Below are 25515 nucleotides of genomic sequence, written 5' to 3' on the forward strand. Positions count from 1 at the left end.
GCGCGCAAAGGTAACCGTAATTTTATTAAGAACCAAGGAAATCTTTGTCCCTCACACCTTAATATAGATCTTCTTCTTATCCAACACGTAGCAAATGCCCCAGCAAACGGCCAAAAATGCCAGGGCATAACAAAACGACCCCACCTCAGGTGGGCCTGGCACCTGCGCGCATACCTCCGTGTAAAACCAACGAAGCGGCGTGGTATACAGGTCATCGCCCGCATCGTTTATCCCTACGGGAATGCGTATCAACCCCAACAATCGCGGCAGCGCCCCGCTTAGCACGAAAATAAATAACGGATTCTTGCCAAAGACATCAAAAAACCGCGTGAGCCAATTTCGTACACCCAGCACCTCGATAAACCAGATCATCGAACCGATCGCAGACAGCGCCAACCCACTGGTGTAAAGCACATATGAACTTGTCCATATCTTTTTGTTGATGGGAAAACCCAGGCCCCAGAATAACCCCAGTAACGAAAGCAATACCGCCGTTACAAGCAAGCCCGCCAGCATCTTATAAATGGGTTCACCGGAAACCTCCAATTTCGGCCATAGCCATTCCACCCTACCTTGCAAGCGGATGTATTTCCCGGTCAGGTAACCCAGTACCACCTGCACGATAGCCGGCAGCGTACTCATCAAGCCTTCCGGATCAAAGGGCACGCCTTCACCTTTATATAGGTGGGCAACGCCCAGCACCCGCTTGTCGACATCGGTGCCAAACCAGCCGGCCAAGCTGTACGGATCATTCCCACCGAACATCACGCAGAGCAGCCAGTATACCAATAACAGCACAGCCGAAACCGCAATAACCGATTTTTCCTTCAGGTAGTACACCATGATGGAAGCGAAGCAGTAGGCCAGCGCAATGCGCTGCAGTACTCCAAAAATACGGATACCCCATTCGGGATCATCGGGATTCACCCAATGCCTGAATACCAAGGCATCGCCTTGCCACTGCACGAACGGCCACCAATTGAGGAACAATCCGATACCGAAAATCAGCACGGTTCGCTTCAGCACCTTTTGCCAGAATATCCGGTCGCCCGACTCGCGCAACCGCGGCATCACAAAGGCTAAGGCATTGCCCACCGCAAAAAGAAAAAACGGAAACACCAGATCTGTAGGGGTAAGCCCATGCCACTCGGCATGGGCCAACGGTGAGAATAAATGCGACCAGCTCCCGGGGTTGTTCACCAAAATCATCAATGCCACCGTGGCGCCACGAAATACATCAAGAGAATAATACCGTTTATTCATTTTCAACTTATTAAATTGTCCCCACAAATAATCGCGTCTTATAGGAAAGCCGTACCTCGCCACTTTCCTGATGCGCGTCAAATAAGGCGGTCAATGACGCCAATACTTCAGGCAAGATTGGCGAACTTTCATCCGGCATGAAGGAATAAGAGAGCGTACGACCTCGCAACTGCTCATAGGTCAGAAAATCCACATGTCCAAAAACCCGATATACTGGAATTACGGGGGCGAAAAAAGACAGCACGTCTTCCGTACTCATTTTCCGTTGGCTCACATTCAGGTAATCTACCGCATAGGTGCGGATAAACCGTTCATATTCCACCTCGAAAGGACTGTCTGTATTTCTCAAGTTCCAAACGATAGCCACCTGCGGAGCATTACGGCCCACACGTCTAAATTCGGCCTTCGCCTTCACCGGATCAAACCAGTGAAAAGCTTGTGCAGAAACAATAACATCTACTGAATGATCGGGCAATCCCGTCGATTCGGCTGTACCATCCTGGAATATGCACCGTTCAAATCCCGCCAATCGCCGGATCGCAATCTGCCGCATATAGGGGTTGGGCTCCACCACATAAACCAGATTGCCCCATGCAGCCACCTGCTCCGTAAAGATTCCGGTACCCGCAGCGATGTCGGCGATAACATGGTTGGCCTGGATTGGAATCGATGCCTGCAGAAAATCAATCAGTGCCTCCGGATAGTTCGGACGGAACTTATCGTAGTTCTCTGCTCTATAAGAAAACCGGCGCACACTATCTTGTTGCATAAGCAAAACTTTGAGCGATAAGCAGTTTGATTGATTTTATCCACTACGGAGTAAAAGTATATAAATAGTTCGAAAAATCATTTGGATTCGTGGTTGATACGGCAATATCGCCAACATTTAAAAACATAATAATCTAATTATCAACAATACACATATTCTTACTATTTTTTTTTAAAAAGTATTGGATTAATACAATATCAATTTATTAAGTTTGCATTAGTTTATTACAAATAGCCAATTAAGATAACTTGTGAAGATCCAGCGTCAAGATCAATTAAAGAAAGCCGTATTCAAATTGCTTTATTACAAAGGAGCCTTATCGCTAGCCGAGATGAGCACGTACACGGGAAAAAGCGTACCTAATATTACCAGCATCATGAATGGACTGATGAAGGAAGGGTACGTCGTGGAGCATGGTTTGGCGCCTTCCACCGGTGGCCGGCGAGCATTGAAATACCGGCTGAACAAAAAGATGAAGAAATACATCGTTGCCGTGGCAATGGATCAGTTCATCACCCGTATTGCGATCTACAATTTAGTGAATGAGGTCGCATATCCAGAGACCGCCTTTTCACTGTCTTTGCAGGATAATCCCAAGGCTTTTGAGCAATTATGCGTTGCCATCGAACGGTATATCACCGCTTCCAATATCCGAGCGGCTCATATCATGGGCGTTGGCATCGGCATGCCGGGGTTCATTGACATCGAAAATGGCGTCAATGCTTCGTTTTTGACAAGCAACGATAGCATGGGCCTGCGCGACCGGCTGGCCCAGCGATTGGGGATGCCTATATTCATTGAAAACGATTCCAGTTCCATCGCCATTGCCGAATTGCATTTCGGCGCCGCCAAAGACATGCAAGATGTCATGGTCGTCAATATGGGCTGGGGCATCGGGCTGGGAATGATCGTGAACGGAAGCCTTTTCCGCGGGCACAATGGCTATGCAGGCGAATTCAGTCACATCCCCTTATCACACACGAATAAACTCTGTTCCTGTGGCAAGCGCGGTTGCCTGGAAGTAGACGCGTCGCTGCTGGTAGCCGTTGAAAATGCCAAACAAGCCATAGCAAATGGCACGACATCGAGCCTGCAAAAACTTTTTGCCGACAACAGCAAGGCCGAAGGTGACCACCTTATTGATGCGGCGCGCAAGGGCGATCAATTGGCGGTAGCCTCCCTTTCCGATGCTGCCTTTATGATGGGCAAAGGCATCGCTACCCTCATCCATATCATGAATCCTGAACGCGTGATACTAAGCGGCAGGGGCGCCGCGACGGGAAAACTACTCCTCCCCCCGGTACAACGTGCCATTAATGAATTCTGCATCCCGAAGCTCGTTGAGAACACATCGGTAGTGGTCTCGGGATTGGGTTATCAAGCCGAGTTATTGGGTGCCGCGAGCTTAGTGATTGAAAACAGTCAATTGGAAGAACAACCTTTTCTAAACTAGATAATTAACCACATTTCTAATTAAAAACCAATCAGCACATTCATTTAAACACACACATTCATTTTAATTATCCGACCGCTGTCAACGACAGTTTCTTTCAATTCAATCAATCAAATTATGGACTTTAACCAATTTACAACATGAGAAATTTGTACATGAAATGCTGTGTCATGGCCCTTGCACTGCTCGGTGCAGCACTGGGTGTTCATGCACAGACATCCATCACCGGAACCGTAATGGATGCCAACGGACCTGTCGCAGGAGTAACGGTGCAGGTACAGGCCACCAGTCGCGGTACACAGACCGATGCCGACGGACATTATTCAATCGAAGCTTCTACCGGAGAAACCCTCCAATTTAGCGCATTGGGGTATGTCACGCAATCTATCCCGGTAGGCACATCCAGTATCATCAGCGTCACACTGGAAGTAGCCAGCGGCGAAATCGGCGAGGTAGTCGTTACCGCCCTCGGTGTTAAAAGAGACAAAAAATCGATTGGCTATGCCGTACAACAAATAAAAGCCGATGATATCACGATTGCAGCCCCTGTCGATCTCGCACAAGGGCTTCCGGGCAAAATAGCCGGCCTCAATATTTCCACTAGCAATGGGCTGAGCAACGCTTCTTCCCGAATTGTCATCAGGGGCAACAATTCCGTTACCGGAAATAACCAACCCTTGATCGTGGTTGACGGAGCCATTATCGACAATCGGCCCGTTGCGCAATCCAACATCGAGGTTACGGATGGAATCCGGGATTGGGGAAATTACCTGAGCTACCTAAACATGGACAACATTGAAAGTGTATCTGTATTGAAGGGTCCCAATGCTGCGGCTTTATATGGTGCTCGCGGAGCGAACGGCGTCATCCTGATTACCAGCAAAAAGGGCATGAAACAGGAAGGGCTGGGATTGAGCTATAATGTAACGAGTAATTTCACGAATGTGTTCCGTTTCCAGGACATACAAAATGAGTATGGTGGTGGTTTTGCTGCAGGTTTGTGGACGGCAAATCCCGAATTGCCTAAAACTGCTTCGGGAGAATTCTACCTCCCTACGCTATATGGCGGTTCTAGCTATGGTAATGGCGGCACCGGCATCGGTGGCTATCACGGCACGATACCGGGAGGTTTCAACACCTGGGATATCTTTAGTTGGTTTGGCGCGAGTGCCTCTTGGGGCCCAAGACTCGATGGACAGATGGTTCGTTGGTGGGATGGCGAATTGAGGCCATATTCACCGCAACCCGACAACCGGATGGCATATTATAGGCAGGGCAACGAAACCACCCATAATGTATCCTTTTCGGCAGGTGGCGACTATGGAACGGTACGGCTGTCTGCTTCCCGAACAGACGGCACCGCCGTGGTCCCCAATACCAATAATAACAACTCCAATATCGCACTAGGATCAAATTTAAAAATATCCAAAGCCCTCAGTGCCGAAATCAATGTGGCTTATAATCAAAGTAACCGGCTAAACACCCCTGAAATAGGCACGAATAACTCCTGGGGAAAGTTTTCCGTCTACGGAATGTCTAGGGAGTATCGACCACTCGAGTACCAGTATTACAAAAACCCCGATGGATCGAAGTTCGATTTCGGATCCGCTTATCCCCAGCAGGAATACAGCCGCGATCTATACTGGCATTTTTATGAAAAAAACAGCACACTGAATCGGGATGAATTGATTTCAACTGTTAAACTCAATGCCGAAATCACGCCTTGGCTGAATGCATTCGTAAGAACTTCTGCCAATTTGATATCTTCTAAATTTGAGGTTGTCAACAATGTTCCCAATCCCGACAAAGTATCCGATGGCCGGTATGAAAAGCAACTCGACAAGGATAAATTGCTCAATACCGACATCATGGTAACAGCTCACAAAGAAAACCTGTTTACCGATGGATTCAATGCGAGCGCTTCCGGGATGTTCAATTTGTATTCCAATAATTCAAGCGGGATGATCGGCGTAAATGACGGTACATTTATCGTACCAGGTGTATATTCGTTAGGAAATATACTGGCAACAGACCGTACGAACCCTGATCTTTATTCCGTGACTGAAAGAAGGTATCATGTAGAATCACAATCACTCTTGGGAATTCTGAATTTGAGCTACAACGACTACCTATTTCTGGATCTAACGGGCAGGAATGACATCAATTCAACATTGACCAAGCGTAAGAATTCGACATTTTATCCGGCAGCTAGTCTTAGTTTTGTATTTACCGATGCGTTTAATATGAGCAGCAAGGCATTCTCTTACGGCAAACTCCGTTTAGCCTATGGTGAAAGTGCCAATGCAACGGATCCCTACAAGTTGGGTTTTACTTATGATGTCAGTTCTTTTGGCGGCGTACCGACCAATTCCATCCCTGAGACACTAAGTCCGGAGGAACTGGGATTCCAGACATCACAATCCATTGAAGTCGGTGCCAGTTTAGGGTTTCTCAATGATCGGATCAACCTTGACTTCACGTATTACAGTATCCGTTCACAAAATCAAATTCTATCTGCTGACATTGCACCTTCATCCGGTGCCAAAGGAATCACCTTCAATTCCGGTGAGTTGACAAACAAAGGTATCGAGTTTATCGTCAATGCTGCGGTGGTACAAAGCCCCAACTTTAGTTGGAGCCTTTCGTTGAATGGTGCAAGAAACGAGAACAAAGTAGTTGCCTTGGCACCGGGGATACGGGAATTACGGATAGCGGACGTATTCGGAAATCTCGGTGTATTTATGCGGGTCACGCCTGGAGATTCTTACGGAACCATTTTTGGAACTGACTTCGTACGCGATGCAGACGGCAACAAAATCATTCGGAATGTCGTCGATGCAGACGGAGTTGTACGGGGTACCCGATATGAGATTACTAACGATCCCGTAGCCATCGGCAATGCCGCTCCTAAGCTAACAGGTGGTTTGGGCAACACGTTGCGCTATAAGAATTTCAGCTTATACGGAATGGTCGATTTCAAAATCGGTGGCGATATCTATTCGTTCGATCACTCTACCGCCATGGGTAGTGGCATCTCCCCCGCCACGCTAGTGGAAAGGAACGGTGGCGGACTACCCTATACCTTCCCCGACGGGACAACCGCAAATGTTGGTGTCATTATGGAAGGATATAATGACGATGATGATAAAATGAATGACCGCGTTGTCCATCCGATTTATGAGTATGCTGGTTCCTACACTGGCTGGACGCATATAAACCGGCCCAGGAGCCTGTCGGTATTCGAAAACACCTGGGTAAAAATGCGGGAAATTGCGCTGTCTTATAACCTCCCTCAAAAATTGATACAACGTTCGGGCGTCTTCCAGGGTCTGCAAGTTTCCTTCATCGGCCGAAACCTATTTTACTTTTACTCAAGCCTACCCGACCACTTGAATCCCGAAGCCATCAATGGGACAGGGAATGGACAAGGCTTACAATGGTCCGGCATGCCTAGCATCCGTTCACTTGGTTTTGGTTTGAAAGCGCAATTCTAACTTATTAATTAGATTAAACATGAAATCAATATATATCAAAAGAATAGGGCTCCCGATAGCGTTGGCCTGTTCATTAGCGATGTCTTCCTGCGAACGGGATTTCGGGGATATCAACGAACCTTGGGACAACCGGGTATATGCCGCCAAGATACCGGAATTGTATAATGGCATTGCTTCTTCCATGCAGGAAGGCGGCCGGGGATTATTCTCATCGTTCCTTTATCAAAACACCCAGTTGGCAGCCAACTATGCCTCTTCGGGTTACCGGCTCGACAACACGGTTGGAGGTATTTGGGAAAATTACTATTTCGCCCTTACCGATTTCAGAAAGGCCCTTGACTTGATCGATGAAACGCCCGACGCCCAATCGTATACCAACGTCCGGGCAATGCTCACCACGTTGATGGCTTTTAAAACACTACGGGCCACGACGTGGTTTGGGGATATACCCTACTCCGAGGCCGGCAAGGCTTATTTGGGAGCCGAGTACTACACACCGTTGTATGATGGCCAAGAAGCCATTTTTTCTGCGGCTTTGGCCGATTTGAAATGGGCAGTTGATAATTTTAGCGATGCCGCTGATCAAGTTTCGCTAGGTGCTTACGAAACCCTGCTACACGGCGATCTTTCGCAATGGACCAAACTAGCGAACTCGTTGCGATTGAGGTATGCGTTGGTCATGTATGAAAAAAATCCGACGGCCGCCAATGCCGTTATTTCAGAAGTAATCAACCAGCCCATGCTCGAACCCGATGAATACATGGGAATTGATCCAACGCTACTCGGCATGGAGTTAAACAGAGGTCCCTCTTTCCGGGGAAATGCCTATGTGCGCCTCGGTTCCACCATGTGGGGTGCTATGTCCAGCAACAATGCGGTGGATGGATCTGGAATTTTTGATTTACGTGCAAAAATCTTCTTTGAGCCAAACAGCGATGGCCAATGGAAACCATTCCCTCAAAACCCTCCAAACGGTACAGCGGCAGAGACCGACAACGGTACGGGGGGAAATGACCCTTATGCGGAAGCTAGGTTAACCACGTGGGAGCCTACAGGACAATACCTGTATTCGCCGCTGAATGTCTATTATGTCAACGACAGGACATTCCCTGATCTGCTCATTACAGGATCTGAAGTCAGTTTTCTGAAAGCAGAAGTGTATAATAGAGGTATCGGAGGCGTAACCGCAAATGCAGCAACAGCGCAACAGTTTTACGAGGACGGCATTACGTCTTCGGTCAAATTCTGGCATAAACTGGCCAATGGCTCCGGAATTTGGGCGGTCGGCAAACCAGCCGCAGAACCTTCCGCTTCCGACTTGGAAGCCATGCTTTCAAACCCGGCCGTTGCCTATAGTGCCAACCCAGCTGATGCGTTAGCTCAAATCTACAAGCAAGAATGGATCGCACTGTTCCATCAGCCATTCGATGCGTGGACGTTGAAACGCAGAACCGGCAATGCCACACCGAATGTACCATTGGCTGGTACTGATGAAACGGCCGATTTAAACCGCCTGACCTATCCAACGGCTGAAAACACGTCCAATCATGACAATTGGGTAGCCGCAACGGGAGGAACTGACGACCAAGCGAAAAAACCTTGGTTTATGCCGTAATTAACGGTCTGCGATTAACAACTAATCGCAGGATCCATACCTTTTAAAACAAGCAAAGATGGCGGCAAAATTGCCGCCGTCTTTGCTTAGGTTAACCAGTTAATCATCACAGTGTTTCTATGTTACTGTAGCATGTTCCAGCATCTTATCGTCTAACAAAAAAACAACCAACTGATTATGAAATTGAAAAAGAATTTATGCGCACCGATATTGATCTTATTCATTAGCACAGTGCTCATCGTATCTTGCAAAAAAGAGAAATTAACAAACCTGACCCCCGATAACCTCACCGAATGTCCTACCTGCGAGACCCAATTCAGGGAATCGGTACGCTTAGAAGGAGCGCGGGTCGAACATGGCAACGCCATGGTATTCCAGTACAAAAATTACTGGTCATCAGATCGTTCCACAGGAGCGCCCTACACCGGCTTATTCTTTGAAGTTCACGAAGGTCAGTCTTTTTTCGATTTTGATGAAAATACGATTGCCAGTGAAAAGGCGGTACACATAACGATGTGTCCATTTTGCAATACCATCCCGCTAAAACCGGTTGGCGGCAAACTAAAAGGGAAACTGGTCGATAAAAACCGATGGTTGGTAGAAGCGGCTGTAGTACTGGCTGCGCCCGATGGAAGCGTTTTTGACACCCTTGCCTTTAAGCATTACTTTACGCGAAACTAGCCCCCAGCGTGAGATAGATCAACTCGCCGCACACAATAGGCTTGCTATCTTTCAAGAATAAAAGAAAGAACCCCTTATCCTGCCTCAAGTGGGATCAAGGACTGTTATGAGCGATACATCCGATACAAATATATAATTTAATACTGTAAATCAGACAATTACATTATCTTAATAATTTTTTTTAAAAAGTTATTACAAAAAACACGTATTTTTATTAAGTTTGTACTAATAAATATTATTCAAGGCGCTTAGCCTTGATCGTTAACCAATTTGAAACCCTCCCATTAAATTTGAGTGGTAGGTGATTTAACGTAAAAAGTAGTTTATGAAGCGGCAAACATGACACTGCGAACTGCCCAACTGATGTAATGACAAGTGCAACATTAAACACCCGATAATCTCATTAAAAACAAAAAGTATGGAAATTAAACGTTTACAAAAACAATGCATCACAACATTGATTGCATGGTGCATTGCCATCGCATCTTTTGCTCAGGGAGCCATAACAGGTACCGTCACAGACGGCACCCAACCACTCCCTGGCGTCAGTGTCACGGTAAAAGGCACTAACCGCGGAACAGCGACCAACGGAGAAGGTGAATTCACGATAAGCGCTGCGACTGGCGAAATTATCCTGTTTAGCATGATTGGTTATACTTCAAAAGAGATCGAGATCGTTTCTCAACGAAACATCGACGTCATTTTGGAATTAACTACAGGGAGTCTCGAAGAGGTAGTTGTCACCGGGCTTGGCGAGTCTAGGGAACGACGGCAGCTTGGATATTCGATGACACAAATTTCAGGCGAAGACATTGCCAAGACAAATGCCATTAACCCAATCGCAGCTTTGCAAGGTATGGTTCCGGGAATGCAGGTTAACGTCGGTACCGGCGGGCCTCAGGCTACTCCCCGATTTCTCATCAGGGGGGCTGGTTCATTGGATCCGTATGGAAACACGCCCCTCATTGTAGTAGATGGAATCATAATGGATGACGATGTCGTTCTTCCAAACAGAGGCAGCGAACAAGATTTTGGTAATATTCTGAAAAATTTCAATTTGGATGATATTGAGTCCATATCGGTGCTTAACGGCGGTTCAGTAACTGCGTTATACGGGAGCCGCGCGAGTAACGGCGTCATACTAATCACCACCAAGAAAGGATATTCGCAAAGGGGAATTGGCGTATCGTTTACGCATACCCAAGGATTCGACGATCCCTATGCGACGGTTGACTTTCAAGACAAATACGGAACGGGCCAACTTCCAAACCAAACTTATCAAGCTGATAATGATGGCATTGAAATACTGCCCAGCAATCTTTTTGGCTGGAGTTTTGGGCCTGCTTTCGACAGCCGAAGGATAAAGGACCCTGCAGGTCATGAAATGCTATTCCAACCAAACAATGACATCCTGGATCTTTACGAAACCGGCCGTTACGTTAATTCCAACCTTGCGCTTTCAGGCGGAAACGAGCAAACTACCTTCCGGATTTCGTATTCGAATTCCTATTCCAAAGGTGTCGTCCCTAAAAATCGATTTGACAGAAATAGTATTGCGCTGCGCGCAACGCACCGGATCCGTAATGCAGTAATTCTTGACGCGGGTGCAACTTATGTGGGCAGCAACAGTTTTAATCCAAATCGCTCGGGCGGTGGCAACAACCTGATGTATGGGCTGACTTGGGGCATGCCCCGCGAATATGACCTATTGTATTGGAAGGATCAGTACCTTGATCCGGTAAACGGGGGGACAAGTGATCTCGATCCAACAGCTTCACAGGGGGTCTTCTTTACCCTATATGAGCAGCAACAAAGGCAAAAAGAGGAGAATTTTAGGGGCAATATCAATGCGCGAATCAACTTTACAGATTGGATTCAGCTCGAAAATAACTTCAGCGTTAATTTGCTGTCGGTGGGAAATGAGCAAAAAACCCGGGGGCAGAACGATGGATTTAATGGAGGAAGCTATAGTACAAATCAATTCCGCGTATTGCAAAGCCGATATAGAAGCAATCTAAACCTAACCAAAAAATATGGGGATTACGAGGTATTGATTCAAGGCGGTGCGGAATTAAATCGCTCAGAAGCAAAGGGACTTAATGCCTGGACAAATGGCATGCGTATCCCCGATATCTTTAGGCTATCAAACTCAACGAATGCCATTGGCTTCTCGGAAAGAAAGCCTGCGATTGCTCAAAGCTTCTCTCTTTTCTTTCAGGGCGCATTAACCTATAAGAATTGGCTCACGCTCAACCTTTACGGCCGTAATGATTGGGATTCAACCTTATTATATCCAGATGAAAGCGGAACCTATCAGTATTTCTATCCGGGCATGGACCTTGCCTGGACTTTCCATGAAGCCCTTCGCCTACCTTCAAACGTGTTCGATTTCGCAAAACTACGTTTTTCATATAATCAAGTAGGAAAAGGAACCGATCCCTATCGCGCAATGACTGGCTATTACCTACCTCAAGGCAATTATATCAGTGCTGAACACGGAGAAATCACACGTTACGGATTTGATTCAAACAACCTGGGAAACAGGAATCTGGTTCCTGAAAGAAGCTCAACCTGGGAAGCGGGCACCGAAATGAAATTACTGCGTAACCGCCTGGGTCTGGATTTCACATTCTATCAAAAGAATACAAAGGACCAGATTATCAATTTACCAGTCGCACAAGAATCCGGTGTCAGCAACGCTTTGATCAACAGCGGGCATATCCGAAATCAAGGTATCGAAGCCCGCATCTATGCTACTCCGATAGAGAAGAATTACTTTTCCTGGAATGTCGCGTTAAACTATACGCGTAATCGAAGCAAGATTATTGATTTGGCGCCAGGGGTCACGGTAGCTGGTTTGGAAGGGGACGATGGTATTCGTGCCATAGCAGAGATCGGAGGCGAGTATGGCATCATGGTAGCGCCCTACGGGCATGCAAGGTTTCAAGCACGTGACGCAGAAGGAAATCCCATTGACCACCCGAGCAATGGCAAGTTTGTTATGTCACCCACCGCAACAGGCGCCTATTACCTCCGATCTCAAAACTATGCTCAGGGCTTAGAACGTGAAGTTAAAATCGGATCAACCATGCCTAAATTCCTGGGGAGCCTAGTTAACACCTTTAATTACAAAAACTTCTCATTAAGCGTTATGCTTGATGCCAAATTTGGCGGATATGTTTGGTCTCCAACCCATCACTATGGCTCTCAAACCGGCCAAATAGCAAGCACGTTGTGGGGTAGAAAGGGTGAAGAAGGGGGCGTAAGTTATACCGATGCTAATGGAGATGAGGCGTGGGGTCTTATTCCTGATGGAGTTTTTGCGCAGGGAACACTAATCAATGGACAAGACGTTAGTGGATTAACTTATCAAGAAACGATCGATATGGGATTGAAAAACCCGATGCCCACCTGGGCATTTTATAACAATTCATTTAACTGGGCAAATGGAATCCGTGAGCGGGCTGCATTCGAGTCATCTTGGGTAATGGTGCGAGATGTTTCGGTGAGTTATGACCTGCCACGGGAAACGGCAGCCAGAATAAAACTAAACAATCTGCGGCTGACATTAACCGGAAGGAATTTAGGTTACCTATATAACAACCTGCCCAATAATATTAATCCGGAGGACCTTCGTACAACCGGCGCTACCGCGGCATTCCTCGGTGGCGGTACGCCGCTCATCCGAAATTTTGCAATCACGGTAAACACGAATTTTTAACCGTTAAAGTTTAACAACCATGAAACGATCTTTAAAATATACCACTTATCTGCTCTTTTTCACTTTACTTTTTAGTGCAGCGTGTAGCAAGAAAGATTTTGCAGAATATAATACCGATCCGGATGCCGTGGTCGATATCACGCTACAACCACTGTTTGCGCGGGCGGTAACCTATGCGCATGATAACGACTTCGAAGCGTTCTATGATAATTACAACTTCATTCCAAGATGGTCCAGAGCGTTTCTCCAGCGAACAGGCAATGGCATCACGGTTTCTGAATCAGCGGCAAATACCAATAACCGGTATGGACGGTTCTACGGTGGTGTCGGGCCATTGTTGGTAGATATCCAACAACTTGTCGATAAAATGCCTGAAGAAGAAAAAGCGCGTTACATTTACATGCGTACCATTCCTACCATTCTTAAAGTGTATTACGCGTGGTATGTTTCCGATGTAAACGGCAGCTTAGCATACACAGAAGCATTCGGAGCGCGTTATGGGGGTACGCTTACACCGACATATGAAGCCCAAAGCGAATTGTATACTATTTTTGATCAAGAATTAAAAGAAGCTGTCAACATCCTTAAAACAACCCAACCGGTTGAGCAATTCAGCTATGAAAACAGCGACCTCTATTTCCAAGGCGATATCGGCAAATGGGTGAAAGCAGCAAATTCACTCCGACTGGCAATTGCATTGCGCCTGTCTAAACGGGATCCGCAACGCATGGCGAGCATCGTGCAGGAGGTGCTCGCTGATGACGGGGGTGTAATCAACAGCGCGGAAGAAGCATGGGTATTTTATCCCGGCGCGGGATTTACCGGAGGTGGCAACTGGAACATTACCGGAAACGGCAGGGCCTTCGTAGGTGATCATGACGTAGTTGACTACATGTGGAATAATCAAGACCCGCGCCTCCGATTTTTCTTCGTTAAAAACATGTGGAGTGAAGAAAATTTCGAAATCGCCAAACAACAAGGCGTCATACCGGCAAATGCGACATTTGATACCAGAAGATATTACGGCCAGTACTCCAGCCCTGCTTCTCCCGAAGATCCTGCCAAAATTCGCTTTTTCAGCCCATTACAAATAGAAAACGGTGAAGAAGAAATCACGCTGGATACGGTATCTCGTATTCAAGATCGCCTCTTCCAGCCGGAAAATAATGGAGGTACCGGAATGGGCACCATGCCTGTAATCACCTATGCAGACGTATGCTTCATGCGGGCTGAGTTTGCACAACGCGGAATGACTGGCGAAAACGCCGAAGAATGGTATTACAAAGGCATAGAAGCATCGCTACGGTTTTACGATGACGCAGCCGACCGAGCCATGGTATATGACTACTCACCGTTAACCGATGAAGAAATTGCTAATTTCAAAAGTCAGCCAGCTATCGAGTTTGATCCAGCAAGAGGCTTAGAACAAATTATCATGCAGGCGTACCTAAATTTTTTCAGAAATTATAACGAAGCTTGGGCCATCGTCAAAAGAACGGGGATGCCTAATGCCAATACGGCTATTGCCTTTGAGCCTTGGTTTGTTGACAACCAGCCAATTCAGATGCCCCGGCGATTTGTCATTAATTATCCGTTGGCCGGTGACTATAATTATCAAAACCGGTTCGACGCGGTGGAAGAAATGCGACAGGATCCAGATTTTGGTGAACCAACCAGCATCCTTGGGCGAGTCTGGTGGGATCAATCGGAGTAATGATAGTTGGCTGCTAATACCAATTTAATCTGCCCGCGTGACGCGGGCAGATTAAATTTTTTATCTTTATGCATAAAATGACGGAGGAAACATTCAAATGGTGATTTTAAAAAATTATCCCCCGTTTATTTTTCCGGCCCTAGCTTGCTTGCTATTATGGATGACCATGTCAGGAACTGCAAGATCGCAACCCGTACCAATCGCCGGGCTCACGCTTACCGACATTCGAACGGGCAGTTCTTGGGTCGTTTCAACCGGCGCTGATTCGGCGACGGCTTTTGTGTTCCTATCGCCGGAGTGCCCACTATGTCAGCTATATACCAAAACCCTCAATGAACTATCTGCGAAATACCAAAGTCAAATCCGGTTTATCGGCATTTTCCCCGGAAATTCCTATTCCCGCGAAGAAATTTTAGCTTTTGCGTCCAAATACCAATTGCAAATACCCATTTTTTCGGACCCCGATTTCTCGGCTACGAAGGCATTGGATGTAACCATTACACCGACCGCCGTATTCGTTAAACACAGTAGACTCCTATACTTTGGAGCAATAGATAATTGGGCATCCGATGTTGGAAAAAAACGCACCCTGATCACTGAGCGGTATCTTGCCGATGCGATCGATCAAAGTCTATCGCATCAAATCGTTACCGTAGCCCGTACCGAGCCAATCGGTTGTGTACTTAATATGTATTGACATGCTTTTTGTTTGGTTATTTTGCTTCCTACTACTTGCGAACCACATCCAAGCACAGACCTATTATCAGGATGTGGAACCGATCATCACCTCCAAGTGCTCACCCTGTCATCGGCCCGGCGAAGCTGCTCCGTTTACGTTGACCTCTTTCGAAGACGTGGCCAAACGCACCAATTTCATCAAAAAAGTAGTCGAAACACGGTACATGCCTCCGTGGCAAGCCGACAACGGCTATGTGCACTTTGCCAATGATAGATCACTAACTTCCGAAGAAATCGAAACGATTGTTAAATGGATTGATAAAGGGGCGAGAGAAGGAAAAAAAACAAAAAACATCCAATCACAAGACGTGTACAATGTAACCGGCTATGGCCGTTCACCAGACCTTACATTCACTGCCCTCGATACGTTTATCGTCAAAGGAAACAACACCGAACGTTTCGTCGAATTTAAAATACCCTTCGAATTAGACAAACCATTCAATGTTGAAGCGATTGAATTTTACAGCAACAACAAACGCCTTATTCATCATGTCAATTATGCCGTACAGGTAATTGCTGACACTACCATCGATATTCATCAAGCACCGTCTTTCGCCAATTATACCGATGGCGGAAAATTATACAACGACCCTTACGGAATTTTCAAGAAGGATTTGGCCTATTACGGGGGATGGATACCTGGCGCTTCATTCGAAACGTATCCGGCGAATGTAGGATGGGTATTGCCCAAACGCGGCGTGATTCTTATGACTGTCCACTTTTCACCAACACCGGTAGATGAAATTTCCATCAACGGCATCAATCTTTTCTTTACAGATAGACCGATTGAACGCGAGGTAACCGTCGTTAGCTTCGGATCTGGTGGATTGGGTGAAAATGATATCCGCCCGCTTTTCTTCATGATCCCTGCCGACAAGGTCACCGAGTATTCACTTAAATTCACCAACCCAAAAGAGGATTTGTCTTTGCTTTATATCTGGCCGCACATGCACTATATCGGCAAATCGTTCAAAGCCTATTTTACAACAGCGGCACAGGATACCGTTCCTTTAGTAAACATCCCCAACTGGGACTACCGATGGCAGGAGATGTATCGCTATAAAACGTTTATGAAAATCCCAAAAGGGTCCACCATCCATATGGAATGCGCCTACGATAATACGGCAGAAAATCCTTTTAATCCGTTCAGCCCACCACAGCCCATATTTTCCTATTCCAATATGAAGTCTGATCAGGAAATGATGACACTCTTGTTGTTATATATTCCCTACCGAGAGAACGATGAATTTTTAACTACCGATAATCCTCATTAATCATGCGAATAACCAAATGCTATTGCTCCTCCGCCATAGGCTTTCTAATGCTCTGCTGTCTTCCTCTGTTGTCGACAGCCCAGCACCACAACGTCTCGGCAGGTTACGTCCCCCCTTCCGACCCCTTGGTGCAGCAAAATCTCGCCGAGTGGCAGGACCTTAAATTCGGACTCTTCATGCATTGGGGCACGTACAGCCAATGGGGCATCGTGGAAAGCTGGAGTCTTTGCCCGGAAGACGAAGGATGGACCGTGAGGCGTGGGCCTCATGCCGAAAACTACTTTGATTACGTCAAGGCCTATGAAAACCTGCAGACAACGTTCAATCCCGTCCTATTCAATCCTGAAAAATGGGCCGAAGCAGCCAAACAGGCGGGTATGAAATACGTGGTTTTCACCACCAAACACCACGATGGCTTTGCGATGTTTGACACCAAGTACAGCGACTATAAAATCACCGACCCGAAAACGCCTTTTTCTAAGCATCCAAAAGCCAATGTGGCCAAAGAGGTTTTCAGTGCTTTTCGCACCGATGGCTTTAAGATCGGTGCTTACTTTTCGAAACCCGACTGGCACGCTGACGACTACTGGTGGCCTTATTTTCCGCCCAAAGACCGCAATGTCAACTATGATCCGGTTAACTATCCGGAACGTTGGGAAAACTTTAAGAATTTTACTTACAATCAGATCGAAGAGCTGATGACCAGTTACGGCAAAATGGATATCCTTTGGCTAGACGGTGGTTGGGTGCGCCCCTTTGCGACCATCGATACGACCGTGGAATGGCAGCGCACCATCAAAGTCGAACAAGATATCGACATGGCGCGCATCGCAAAGATGGCGCGTGGCCATCAGCCGGGCTTGCTCGTGGTAGATCGCACCGTGCCCGGCGAATTTGAAAACTACGTGACACCCGAGCAGCAAGTACCCTCCGAACCACTCGACATCCCCTGGGAAAGTTGCCTCACTATGGGCAACTCGTGGAGCTATGTACCCAATGATACCTATAAGCCCGCCCGCCAAATTATACATACCCTCGTCAAGATCGTCTCCAGAGGCGGAAACTACCTATTGAATATTGGTCCGAGCCCCGAAGGCGATTGGGATCCGGATGCGTATGACCGGCTGAAAGCCGTGGGCGAATGGATGGCCATCAACGGCGAGGGAATTTACAGTACGCGGACAATAGAGCCTTATGCCCAAGACAACATCTATTATACCCAACACAAAAATGGCCAAACCAGCTACGCCTTTTTACTATCCGGAAGCGACAGTGATGCAATCCAACTCCCATCCACCATCCAACTGGCTCTGCCGAACGGCACCCCGGTCAAACGGGTAGAAATTCTCGGATTGGGTAAGGTAAAATTTAAAATTAAGGAGAATACATTGGAAATCACCGTTCCCGATAGTGTTCGTACCCATGCGGATTTGCACTATGCCGCGGTCATCAAATTAAGTCATTGAACACATCAAACATCCAATCATGTCAATTCGTCCCCTTTTATTGCGAATCGGTTGCTCAGTTATCACAGTATCCCTAGCTTTCGCTGCACTATACGCGCAGACGACCCACCGGTTTACGGAGGGCCTCTCCGTACAGGCACCGGCCAACTATGGCCGCGAGGCAGTTTATACCGACGTACTGCTATGGCATTATTACCAGGGTGACATCAGCACACCTAAACCGGGACAATCTATCGGTGAATCCGACACCGAGGAACCTTTAGTATGGACACCAGTGGCCGCCGACACATCGGGGTTCTTCCGACCCCAAGCCGGCGTAGGAGGAAATCTCAATAGTCCCAATAACCCCGCAGGCCCCGGACGGATAGACCGCCAGACAACTTCTGCGCGACAACCTGCCCCGCAACGGCGAAGATGGGGCCCGGCTTACCTGTATCTCACCTATCAGTCGGCCAAAGCACAATCCGCGGTACTCAACATCCGTGGAAACAGTGCGGTTCTGATCAACGGCGAACTACACGCGGGCGATCCCTACCGCATGGGATGGATGCACATACCCCTGCAGTTGAAAAAGGGATTGAACGAGTTTTATGTGCGCGGTTTGTTTGTTGCCGCAACGCTCGATTTCCCTGCCAAACCGACCTACCTGGATACCGACGATCTTACCCTGCCCGACATTGTACAGGGAAAAGATAAAAGCAGTTTGCTAGCGGGCGTGGTGATCATCAACGCTTCATCAAAAAACTTGGTTGGTTTGACCATCGGCAGCACTACACAAGGGCAGAAGGCCGGAGCAGACGTACCGGCTATCCCCCCTTACAGCACACGCAAGATCGCCGTGCCGATCAACGCATCTATGGTGACGGAAACCGGCGATGTACAAAGCCAGATCACACTCAGCCAAAAAGGAAAGGCCCTTGACCAACGGGAATTGTCCTTACGCAGTGTGGAACCGACCGTACCTTACCGGGTTACTTTCGTCAGCGAAATCGATGGCACCATTCAATATTATGCGGTAAACCCTGCAACAGGGGGCGAAAAACCCGGCGATGCGCTGTTCCTTTCGGTTCATGGCGCGGGCGTGGAGGCGATCGGTCAGGCGCAAGCCTACCAATCCAAAGATTGGGGTACATTGGTGGCACCCACCAACCGCCGACCTCGTGGATTCAATTGGGAGGATTGGGGGCGTCTCGATGCGCTCGAAGTGCTGGCGCTGGCCAAAGAAGCCCTCAAACCGGATACCCAGCGCATTTACCTGACCGGACACTCCATGGGTGGTCACGGCACCTGGTTTTTGGGAGCAACCTACCCGGACAAATGGGCTGCCATTGCCCCTTGTGCTGGTTATCCAACCCTGATGGGCTACGGCTCTGCCGACGGGCTAATACCCGAACAAGGGCACAACACCCTGGAAAACCTATTGCTCCGTTCCAGTAACCAAAGCAATGTCCCTGCTTATGCGACCAACTACAGACCGCTTGGTGTGTATGTGTTGCATGGGGATGCCGATCGCACCGTACCGGTCTCCTATGCGCGCCAAATGCGCGACACGCTTGGCAGGTTTCACCCTAACTTCAGCTACTACGAATATCCCGGCGGCTCGCATTGGTACAGCAACGAAAGCGTCGACTGGAAACCCCTATTTGACTACTTCAGCTGGCACAAACGTAAGGTCGATACGGCGGTGCATCACATCGACTTCATTACGTCCAACCCCGGTATTTCCGCTTCATACTACTGGGCAACAATCTACCAACAGCAGACCCCACTCGAATACGCACGGATTATTTTGGATCGCAACCTGCAGACGGGCGAGATAACAGGAACCACGGAAAACGCCGATTTGCTCCAGCTTGACGTCAGCGCATTTGCTGCAGGCCAGTCGCTCACCATCCGGCTGGACAGCCTCCCCCCGGTCGAGATTGTTCGGTCGTCGGGCGAAACATCCCTATTCCTGAAAAAATCGGACAATAGCTGGCAACGCATCGATCAGCCCGGTCTTGACGAAAAGGGGCCGCACCGTAACGGGACGTTCAAGGAGGCCTTCAACCACCGCATGGTTTACGTCTACGGCACCAAAGGAAACGCCCTGGAGAACCAATGGGCGCTGGAAAAGGTACGTTACGATGCCGAATCCTGGTATTACCGGGGCAACGGCGCTTTTGATATCATACCGGATCACGCGTTTAAACCGGAAGACTATGCCGACCGGAACATTATTCTTATCGGCAATGCTAATACCAATAGCGTTTGGAACACATTGCTAGCCGATTGCCCCATTCAAGTGAGTTCCGGCAACTTGATAATTGGTAAACAGCACGTCTCCGGAACCGACCTGGGGGGCTATTTTACCTGGAAAATACCGGGAAGTAATACGCGTACCGTCGGCGTCATCACCGGAACCGGTTTAAAAGGTATGCAGGCTGCCACAGCCAACCAATATTTTGCCGGCGCTAGTGGATTTCCGGATTATTTATTTTTCAGCATCGATATGCTCACCAAAGGTCCTGAAGGCATTTTAGGTGCTGGCTTTTATGACAACAATTGGCAAATCAGCAAGAACTAACAACGGTCATGAATCACTACCCGTTAACTATTTATGCCGCAGCGTGCCTGAGTTTGATAACCGGCGCAACTGCCCAGACCCCACAGGAGGCACTCCGTCAAGCCAAGGCAGTATATCGGCCAGTAGCCGAACAACAATGGGCTCATAAACAAATCATCTATCCCGAAGACTCTGCCATTCTCCGCTTCGAATATAAAATCTTCGGCGAGAAGCCGGCCGATGGGCGTAGCCTCTATATCAGCATGCATGGCGGTGGTAATACGCGACCCGAAGTCAACGATAAACAATGGAGCAACCAACAGTCGCTGTACGCACCCAAAGAAGGCGTATACGTAGCACCACGTGCTCCCACCAATACATGGATGCTGTGGCACGAAAATCACATCGACAACCTGTTTGATGAGCTGATCAAAACAGCCATTGTCATGGAGGATGTCAACCCCAACAAAGTGTACCTGTTGGGATACTCTGCCGGGGGTGACGGCACCTTTCAGCTCGCGCCACGGATGGCCGATCGCTGGGCCGCGGCTTCGATGATGGCCGGGCACCCTGGCGATGCCCCTATCCTCAACTTACGTAACCTGCCGTTTGCCATATTCATGGGCGGACAGGATGCCGCCTATAACCGCAACGGATTGGCCGCCGAATGGGAAAAGAAATTGGATAGCCTGCAACAAAACGATCCGGGGGGCTACCTCCATCTGGTTAAGATTTACCCCGAAGACGGTCACTGGATGCAACGCAAAGACACCATTGCCATCGACTGGATGGCAGGCTACAATCGCAAACCCAATCCGGATAAAGTGATCTGGGTACAGGATGACCGATTGCACGACCGGTTCTATTGGCTGGGCGTACCAGTGGACCAGGCCGCCACCGGAAAAAAACTGGTCGCTTTGGTCAACAAACAGACCATCACAATCGAGCACAACGACTACGACACGTTTTACATTTACTTAAATGACGGGCTGATTAATTTAAACAAACCCATCAAGGTACTTTTTGAAGGAAAGCAGCTTTTTAAAGGGAAGATCAGGCGCGATCAGCAGTTGACTAACGAAACAGCCAAACTATTGGATGAAGGGAGAGTAGCCATTGGCCAACTTCGCTATGACAAGGGTAAAATAACGCAAGTAACACCTGGCGAACCCTAACCTTAAAAACATATTTTTTTATCACTATAAATCAAATATTTACAATATCTTATAGGCATATTTTAAAAAGTTGTTTCATATATAGTTCTCATTTTATTAAGTTTGTATTAGCAATATGCTAATCAATAGTTTATCACTAAAAACCGCCGACTGGTCGTCAGTCCATAACTAGTTATAAATGAAAAAGTACCTACTACAGAAGCCTCCGGCATTCACCAAAAAAATCCTATTACTGATCTTAGGATTAAGTTTGGGTATCGATCTTTTCGCCCAAAACATCCAAATCAGTGGTCGGGTATTCGATGCGGCCGACAATAGCCCACTGACCGGCGTGTCAGTCTTGGTTAAAGGCACCAATACCGGCACAAACACCGATGCTTCAGGAAGTTTTGCCATCACGGCAGCCGGCGATGCGGTATTAGCGTTTTCTTTTTTGGGCTACCTTTCTCAGGAAATACCTGTAGACGGGCAAAAGCTATTGACCATCCGGTTACAGGCTGATCAAGCGCAGCTAGGTGAGGTCGTTGTTACGGCATTGGGAATCACGAAAGAAAAGAAAAGCCTGGGCTATTCCGTAACAGATATTAAAGGTGGCGATCTGTCCGTCACCAACGAAGTAAATCCCATCAACGCCCTGCAGGGTCGGGTAGCTGGTGTGCAAATCGACCAGGGAGCCGGAGGATTGTTCGGCAACTCCAAGATTTTAATCCGCGGAAACTCTACCCTAAGCAACAACAACCAGCCTATTTTTGTAATCGACGGCGTCATTATGGACAATGACGTTTTTGGTGGGAATGGCCGCGATTTCGGCAATGACCTGAAAAACCTCAATATGGAGGACTTTGAAAGTGTGTCTATTTTAAAAGGTTCATCAGCTGCGGCATTATATGGCTCACGGGCGATCAACGGCGTAGTGTTGATCACGACAAAGAAAGGGCAGGCACGATCCGGATTGGGTGTGGAATTCAACCAGACGGTCAATATTTTCGACCCATATGCCGGACCGGATTTCCAAAATGTGTTTGGGGGAGGCACCAACGGTCCGTTTTTCACAGACTTCCGCGACCCTAATTACGATCCCGATAAGGCGTACTATACCAAGGTATTTCCCACAGATCCGGCAACGGGTAAGCCCTATATCGATGCAGGCCGAAACCGCGAATTGGAAAATTGGGGACCGCGGATGGAGGGGCAGGAAGTGTTGAATTATGACGGCACACCTACGCGCTACCTACCCCAACCCACTAATTTTCTCGATGCATTCCGCAAGGGTGTCGGATATAATACTAACGTCGCTGTGAGTGGCGGATCGGATCGTTCTACCTTACGGTTCTCCTACAATCGCAATGAAAGTAAGGGCATCGTTTATAATAACAACCTCGAAAAACATGCATTCAGCTTACGGGCAACGCATAAGCTGAACAATCGCATCAGCCTCGATGGCAGTGCCGATTATACCAGTTTCCGCGGGCTCAACCCGCCACGATTGGGTGGACTCGATTCGTATGCTTCCTACAACTACGGAAAGCTATTCTCCTGGATGTTGCCCCGCAATTATGACACACGGTATTGGATGCAACGCGAACACTACACCAGTACCCTCGGTGGCGCACCAGACCGGGGCAATCCCGACGAGATCAATCAAGCACCCGAAAGCCGCTTCTGGTTCAATCTTTTTGAAAATCAATACCTGCAACGCGAGCAAATGATCCGGGGGCGCCTAGCGGTAACCGCTTCCCTAACTGACTGGTCGAAATTAATCCTGGAAGGGAATTTCAACAACATCTATACAAAAACAGAAGAAAAAGAACTTGGTCAGGGACAAGATTTTACCGGCGGACTTTACTCGCTAAGCAATGAAGTCAAAGAAAGCTATTTTCTGAAAGGAATGTTGACCGTAGATCGCACCCTCGCACCCGATCTGGAGCTGAGCGGTTACATCGGCGGTGAAATCCAACGCGCCGAAAATTCATTTACAAAAGGTTTTACGGATGGAGGGTTGAGTTATCCCGGCAACTATTTTCTGGAAAATTCAGTCAATCAGCCCAAAACGGAAGGTGGAGTCACGTTTCGCAGGGGGTTCAATTCGCTGTATGCCAGCGCCGACTTCGCATACAAAAATCAACTCTTTCTACAGGGAACATGGCGGGGCGACTGGGCGTCGGCATTGACTTATTCGAATGGTACAGGCAATAATTTCTACAGTTACCCCGCTGCAAGCTTATCCTGGCTATTTACGGAAACCTTCCAGCTGCCTGAATGGTTATCTTATGGCAAACTGCGCACCAATCTAGCTGCACTGGGTAGTGATGCGGATGTTTTTGTCATTAATCCAGGTTTTGAAATCAGTGACTATACCCGCACCGGTAATGGACTGACGCTGCCGATATCGACTTTTGGTGACCGAAAAGTCCGCGCAGAAAACCTGAAACCCGAACGGAAAATTGCCAAAGAAATCGGACTTGAAGCGCGCTTTCTCAACAGCCGCCTGGGGGTTGACTTCAGTTGGTACCAAGACAACACATATAATCAAATTGTAGATATTACAACACCGTTTGAATCGGGCGTAGATGCCATTCTAATTAACGCCGGAAACATTCAAAACAAAGGTATTGAGCTAGCTATCGATGCTGTACCGTTGCGCAGCGATAACTTCTCGTGGTCTACTGCTATCAACTATTCACGGAATCGCAATTTAATTGTTGAATTATACGAAGGCAGAAAGGAATTCAATTTAGGGGCAAACATTGCGGAGATAAGCAGTTGGGCCATCGTCGGAAAATCATACGGAACCCTCCGGAGTACCATACAGGCCCGTAAATTTCAAGCCACCGATGCATCGGGGAACCCGATAGATCATCCGAACAATGGTAAGAACGTGCTGGAATACCGTACGGATGCACGCGCCGCATTCCCGGCGCGCAGCAATACAATCCAGGATATTGGCGACATCAACGCGAAATTTCGTGGCGGCTGGGATAACACCTTTCGTTATAAAAACCTCAGTCTGAATGTACTGGTGGATGCCAAAATCGGGGGAGACTTCGTAATGGCCACCTACCGCTACGGCACGCATACCGGCGTGTTACCCAACACGCTGGTTGGCCGGGATCCGGAATACGGCGGCATCACGTGGGTCAGCGCATGGGATGATCAAGAATACGACGATGGCATCATCCCAGATGGCGTATTCCCGCAAGGCTTCCAGGCACCACAGCCCGGTGGCGGACAAGCCAATGTGGGTGGTATGACCTACCAGGAAGCCTATGAGCAAGGACTCGTGGAGCCTACGCATGCGCCACACTACTATTACCGTTATGGGTCTTCTTCTACCGGTGTGTCCGACTATTGGATATTCGAAAATTCCTGGGTCTCCCTTCGCCAAGTGGCACTAAGTTATACATTTCCACAGGCTTTTTGCCGAAAGCTAAAACTTAATGCATTGAGTCTTGCCGTAATCGGACGCGATCTGCTGTATCTTTACAACAGCCTCCCCTACAATTACAACCCTGCTTCGAACAACTCGAACAATACGGCTTTTTATGGTGAAGAGGGCTTTTTACCAATGACGCGATCGTGGGCATTTACATTAAAGGTAGGATTCTAA

The 25515-nt window shown here is 47.9% G+C and carries 14 protein-coding genes; 12 read left to right on the forward strand and 2 right to left on the reverse strand.

The features are described 5' to 3' along the window. Window positions 1-51 precede the first annotated feature (51 nt). Window positions 52-1263 (reverse strand): acyltransferase family protein, encoded by a 1212-nt coding sequence (locus IEV98_RS22255; protein WP_188508254.1) that lies wholly within the window; start codon window positions 1261-1263, stop codon window positions 52-54. A gap of 10 nt (window positions 1264-1273) precedes the next feature. Continuing rightward, complete coding sequence (locus IEV98_RS22260; RefSeq protein WP_188508255.1) at window positions 1274-2032, reverse strand: class I SAM-dependent methyltransferase; 759 nt, start codon at window positions 2030-2032, stop codon at window positions 1274-1276. A gap of 250 nt (window positions 2033-2282) precedes the next feature. Here IEV98_RS22260 and IEV98_RS22265 point away from each other — a divergent pair, with 250 nt between their 5' ends. The 12 genes from IEV98_RS22265 (at window position 2283) to IEV98_RS22320 (ending at window position 25515) form a co-directional block, all read left to right on the forward strand. Then, window positions 2283-3485: an ROK family protein gene (locus IEV98_RS22265; protein ID WP_229738907.1), complete on the forward strand. Its 1203-nt coding sequence runs from the start codon at window positions 2283-2285 to the stop codon at window positions 3483-3485. Window positions 3486-3625: 140 nt separating this feature from the next. Continuing rightward, entirely contained in the window at window positions 3626-6979 is a 3354-nt protein-coding gene (locus tag IEV98_RS22270) for a SusC/RagA family TonB-linked outer membrane protein (RefSeq protein WP_188508256.1), read from the forward strand. Window positions 6980-6998: 19 nt separating this feature from the next. Next, the gene (locus tag IEV98_RS22275) at window positions 6999-8594 is read left to right on the forward strand and encodes a SusD/RagB family nutrient-binding outer membrane lipoprotein (protein ID WP_188508257.1); all 1596 of its coding nucleotides are present in this window, start codon (window positions 6999-7001) and stop codon (window positions 8592-8594) included. A gap of 177 nt (window positions 8595-8771) precedes the next feature. Beyond that, the gene (locus IEV98_RS22280) at window positions 8772-9275 is read left to right on the forward strand and encodes a hypothetical protein (protein WP_188508258.1); all 504 of its coding nucleotides are present in this window, start codon (window positions 8772-8774) and stop codon (window positions 9273-9275) included. Window positions 9276-9693: 418 nt separating this feature from the next. Further along, window positions 9694-12996: a SusC/RagA family TonB-linked outer membrane protein gene (locus IEV98_RS22285; RefSeq protein ID WP_188508259.1), complete on the forward strand. Its 3303-nt coding sequence runs from the start codon at window positions 9694-9696 to the stop codon at window positions 12994-12996. Between the two features lie 19 nt (window positions 12997-13015). Then, a complete protein-coding gene (locus IEV98_RS22290) occupies window positions 13016-14710 on the forward strand; it encodes a SusD/RagB family nutrient-binding outer membrane lipoprotein (RefSeq protein ID WP_188508260.1) in 1695 nt (564 codons plus the stop codon). Window positions 14711-14876: 166 nt separating this feature from the next. Then, the gene (locus IEV98_RS22295) at window positions 14877-15407 is read left to right on the forward strand and encodes a redoxin domain-containing protein (RefSeq protein WP_188508261.1); all 531 of its coding nucleotides are present in this window, start codon (window positions 14877-14879) and stop codon (window positions 15405-15407) included. A gap of 1 nt (window position 15408) precedes the next feature. After that, window positions 15409-16722, forward strand: coding sequence for a c-type cytochrome (locus IEV98_RS22300; RefSeq protein WP_188508262.1), 1314 nt, complete (start codon window positions 15409-15411; stop codon window positions 16720-16722). 2 nt (window positions 16723-16724) lie between these two features. Next, on the forward strand, window positions 16725-18188 hold the full coding sequence (locus IEV98_RS22305; RefSeq protein ID WP_229738908.1) for an alpha-L-fucosidase: 1464 nt from the start codon (window positions 16725-16727) through the stop codon (window positions 18186-18188). Window positions 18189-18207: 19 nt separating this feature from the next. Further along, entirely contained in the window at window positions 18208-20754 is a 2547-nt protein-coding gene (locus IEV98_RS22310; RefSeq protein ID WP_188508263.1) for a carboxylesterase family protein, read from the forward strand. 8 nt (window positions 20755-20762) lie between these two features. Continuing rightward, a complete protein-coding gene (locus tag IEV98_RS22315) occupies window positions 20763-21908 on the forward strand; it encodes an alpha/beta hydrolase (RefSeq protein WP_188508264.1) in 1146 nt (381 codons plus the stop codon). A gap of 178 nt (window positions 21909-22086) precedes the next feature. Beyond that, window positions 22087-25515 carry a SusC/RagA family TonB-linked outer membrane protein gene (locus IEV98_RS22320; RefSeq protein ID WP_188508265.1) on the forward strand — a complete coding sequence of 1143 codons (3429 nt, stop codon included), beginning with the start codon at window positions 22087-22089 and terminating at the stop codon, window positions 25513-25515.

The organism is Parapedobacter pyrenivorans (assembly GCF_014636865.1).
In the GTDB taxonomy this organism is placed as follows: Bacteria; Bacteroidota; Bacteroidia; order Sphingobacteriales; family Sphingobacteriaceae; genus Parapedobacter; species Parapedobacter pyrenivorans.

What these genes read in the sequence shown, in the direction of transcription:
- IEV98_RS22290 (WP_188508260.1), top strand. Translation starts at nt 13,016, where the DNA reads ATGAAACGATCTTTAAAATATACCACTTATCTGCTCTTTTTCACTTTA.
- IEV98_RS22270 (WP_188508256.1), top strand. Translation starts at nt 3,626, where the DNA reads ATGAGAAATTTGTACATGAAATGCTGTGTCATGGCCCTTGCACTGCTC.
- IEV98_RS22255 (WP_188508254.1), bottom strand. Translation starts at nt 1,263, where the DNA reads ATGAATAAACGGTATTATTCTCTTGATGTATTTCGTGGCGCCACGGTG.
- IEV98_RS22315 (WP_188508264.1), top strand. Translation starts at nt 20,763, where the DNA reads ATGAATCACTACCCGTTAACTATTTATGCCGCAGCGTGCCTGAGTTTG.
- IEV98_RS22285 (WP_188508259.1), top strand. Translation starts at nt 9,694, where the DNA reads ATGGAAATTAAACGTTTACAAAAACAATGCATCACAACATTGATTGCA.
- IEV98_RS22260 (WP_188508255.1), bottom strand. Translation starts at nt 2,032, where the DNA reads ATGCAACAAGATAGTGTGCGCCGGTTTTCTTATAGAGCAGAGAACTAC.
- IEV98_RS22320 (WP_188508265.1), top strand. Translation starts at nt 22,087, where the DNA reads ATGAAAAAGTACCTACTACAGAAGCCTCCGGCATTCACCAAAAAAATC.
- IEV98_RS22305 (WP_229738908.1), top strand. Translation starts at nt 16,725, where the DNA reads ATGCGAATAACCAAATGCTATTGCTCCTCCGCCATAGGCTTTCTAATG.
- IEV98_RS22280 (WP_188508258.1), top strand. Translation starts at nt 8,772, where the DNA reads ATGAAATTGAAAAAGAATTTATGCGCACCGATATTGATCTTATTCATT.
- IEV98_RS22310 (WP_188508263.1), top strand. Translation starts at nt 18,208, where the DNA reads ATGTCAATTCGTCCCCTTTTATTGCGAATCGGTTGCTCAGTTATCACA.
- IEV98_RS22295 (WP_188508261.1), top strand. Translation starts at nt 14,877, where the DNA reads ATGTCAGGAACTGCAAGATCGCAACCCGTACCAATCGCCGGGCTCACG.
- IEV98_RS22275 (WP_188508257.1), top strand. Translation starts at nt 6,999, where the DNA reads ATGAAATCAATATATATCAAAAGAATAGGGCTCCCGATAGCGTTGGCC.
- IEV98_RS22300 (WP_188508262.1), top strand. Translation starts at nt 15,409, where the DNA reads ATGCTTTTTGTTTGGTTATTTTGCTTCCTACTACTTGCGAACCACATC.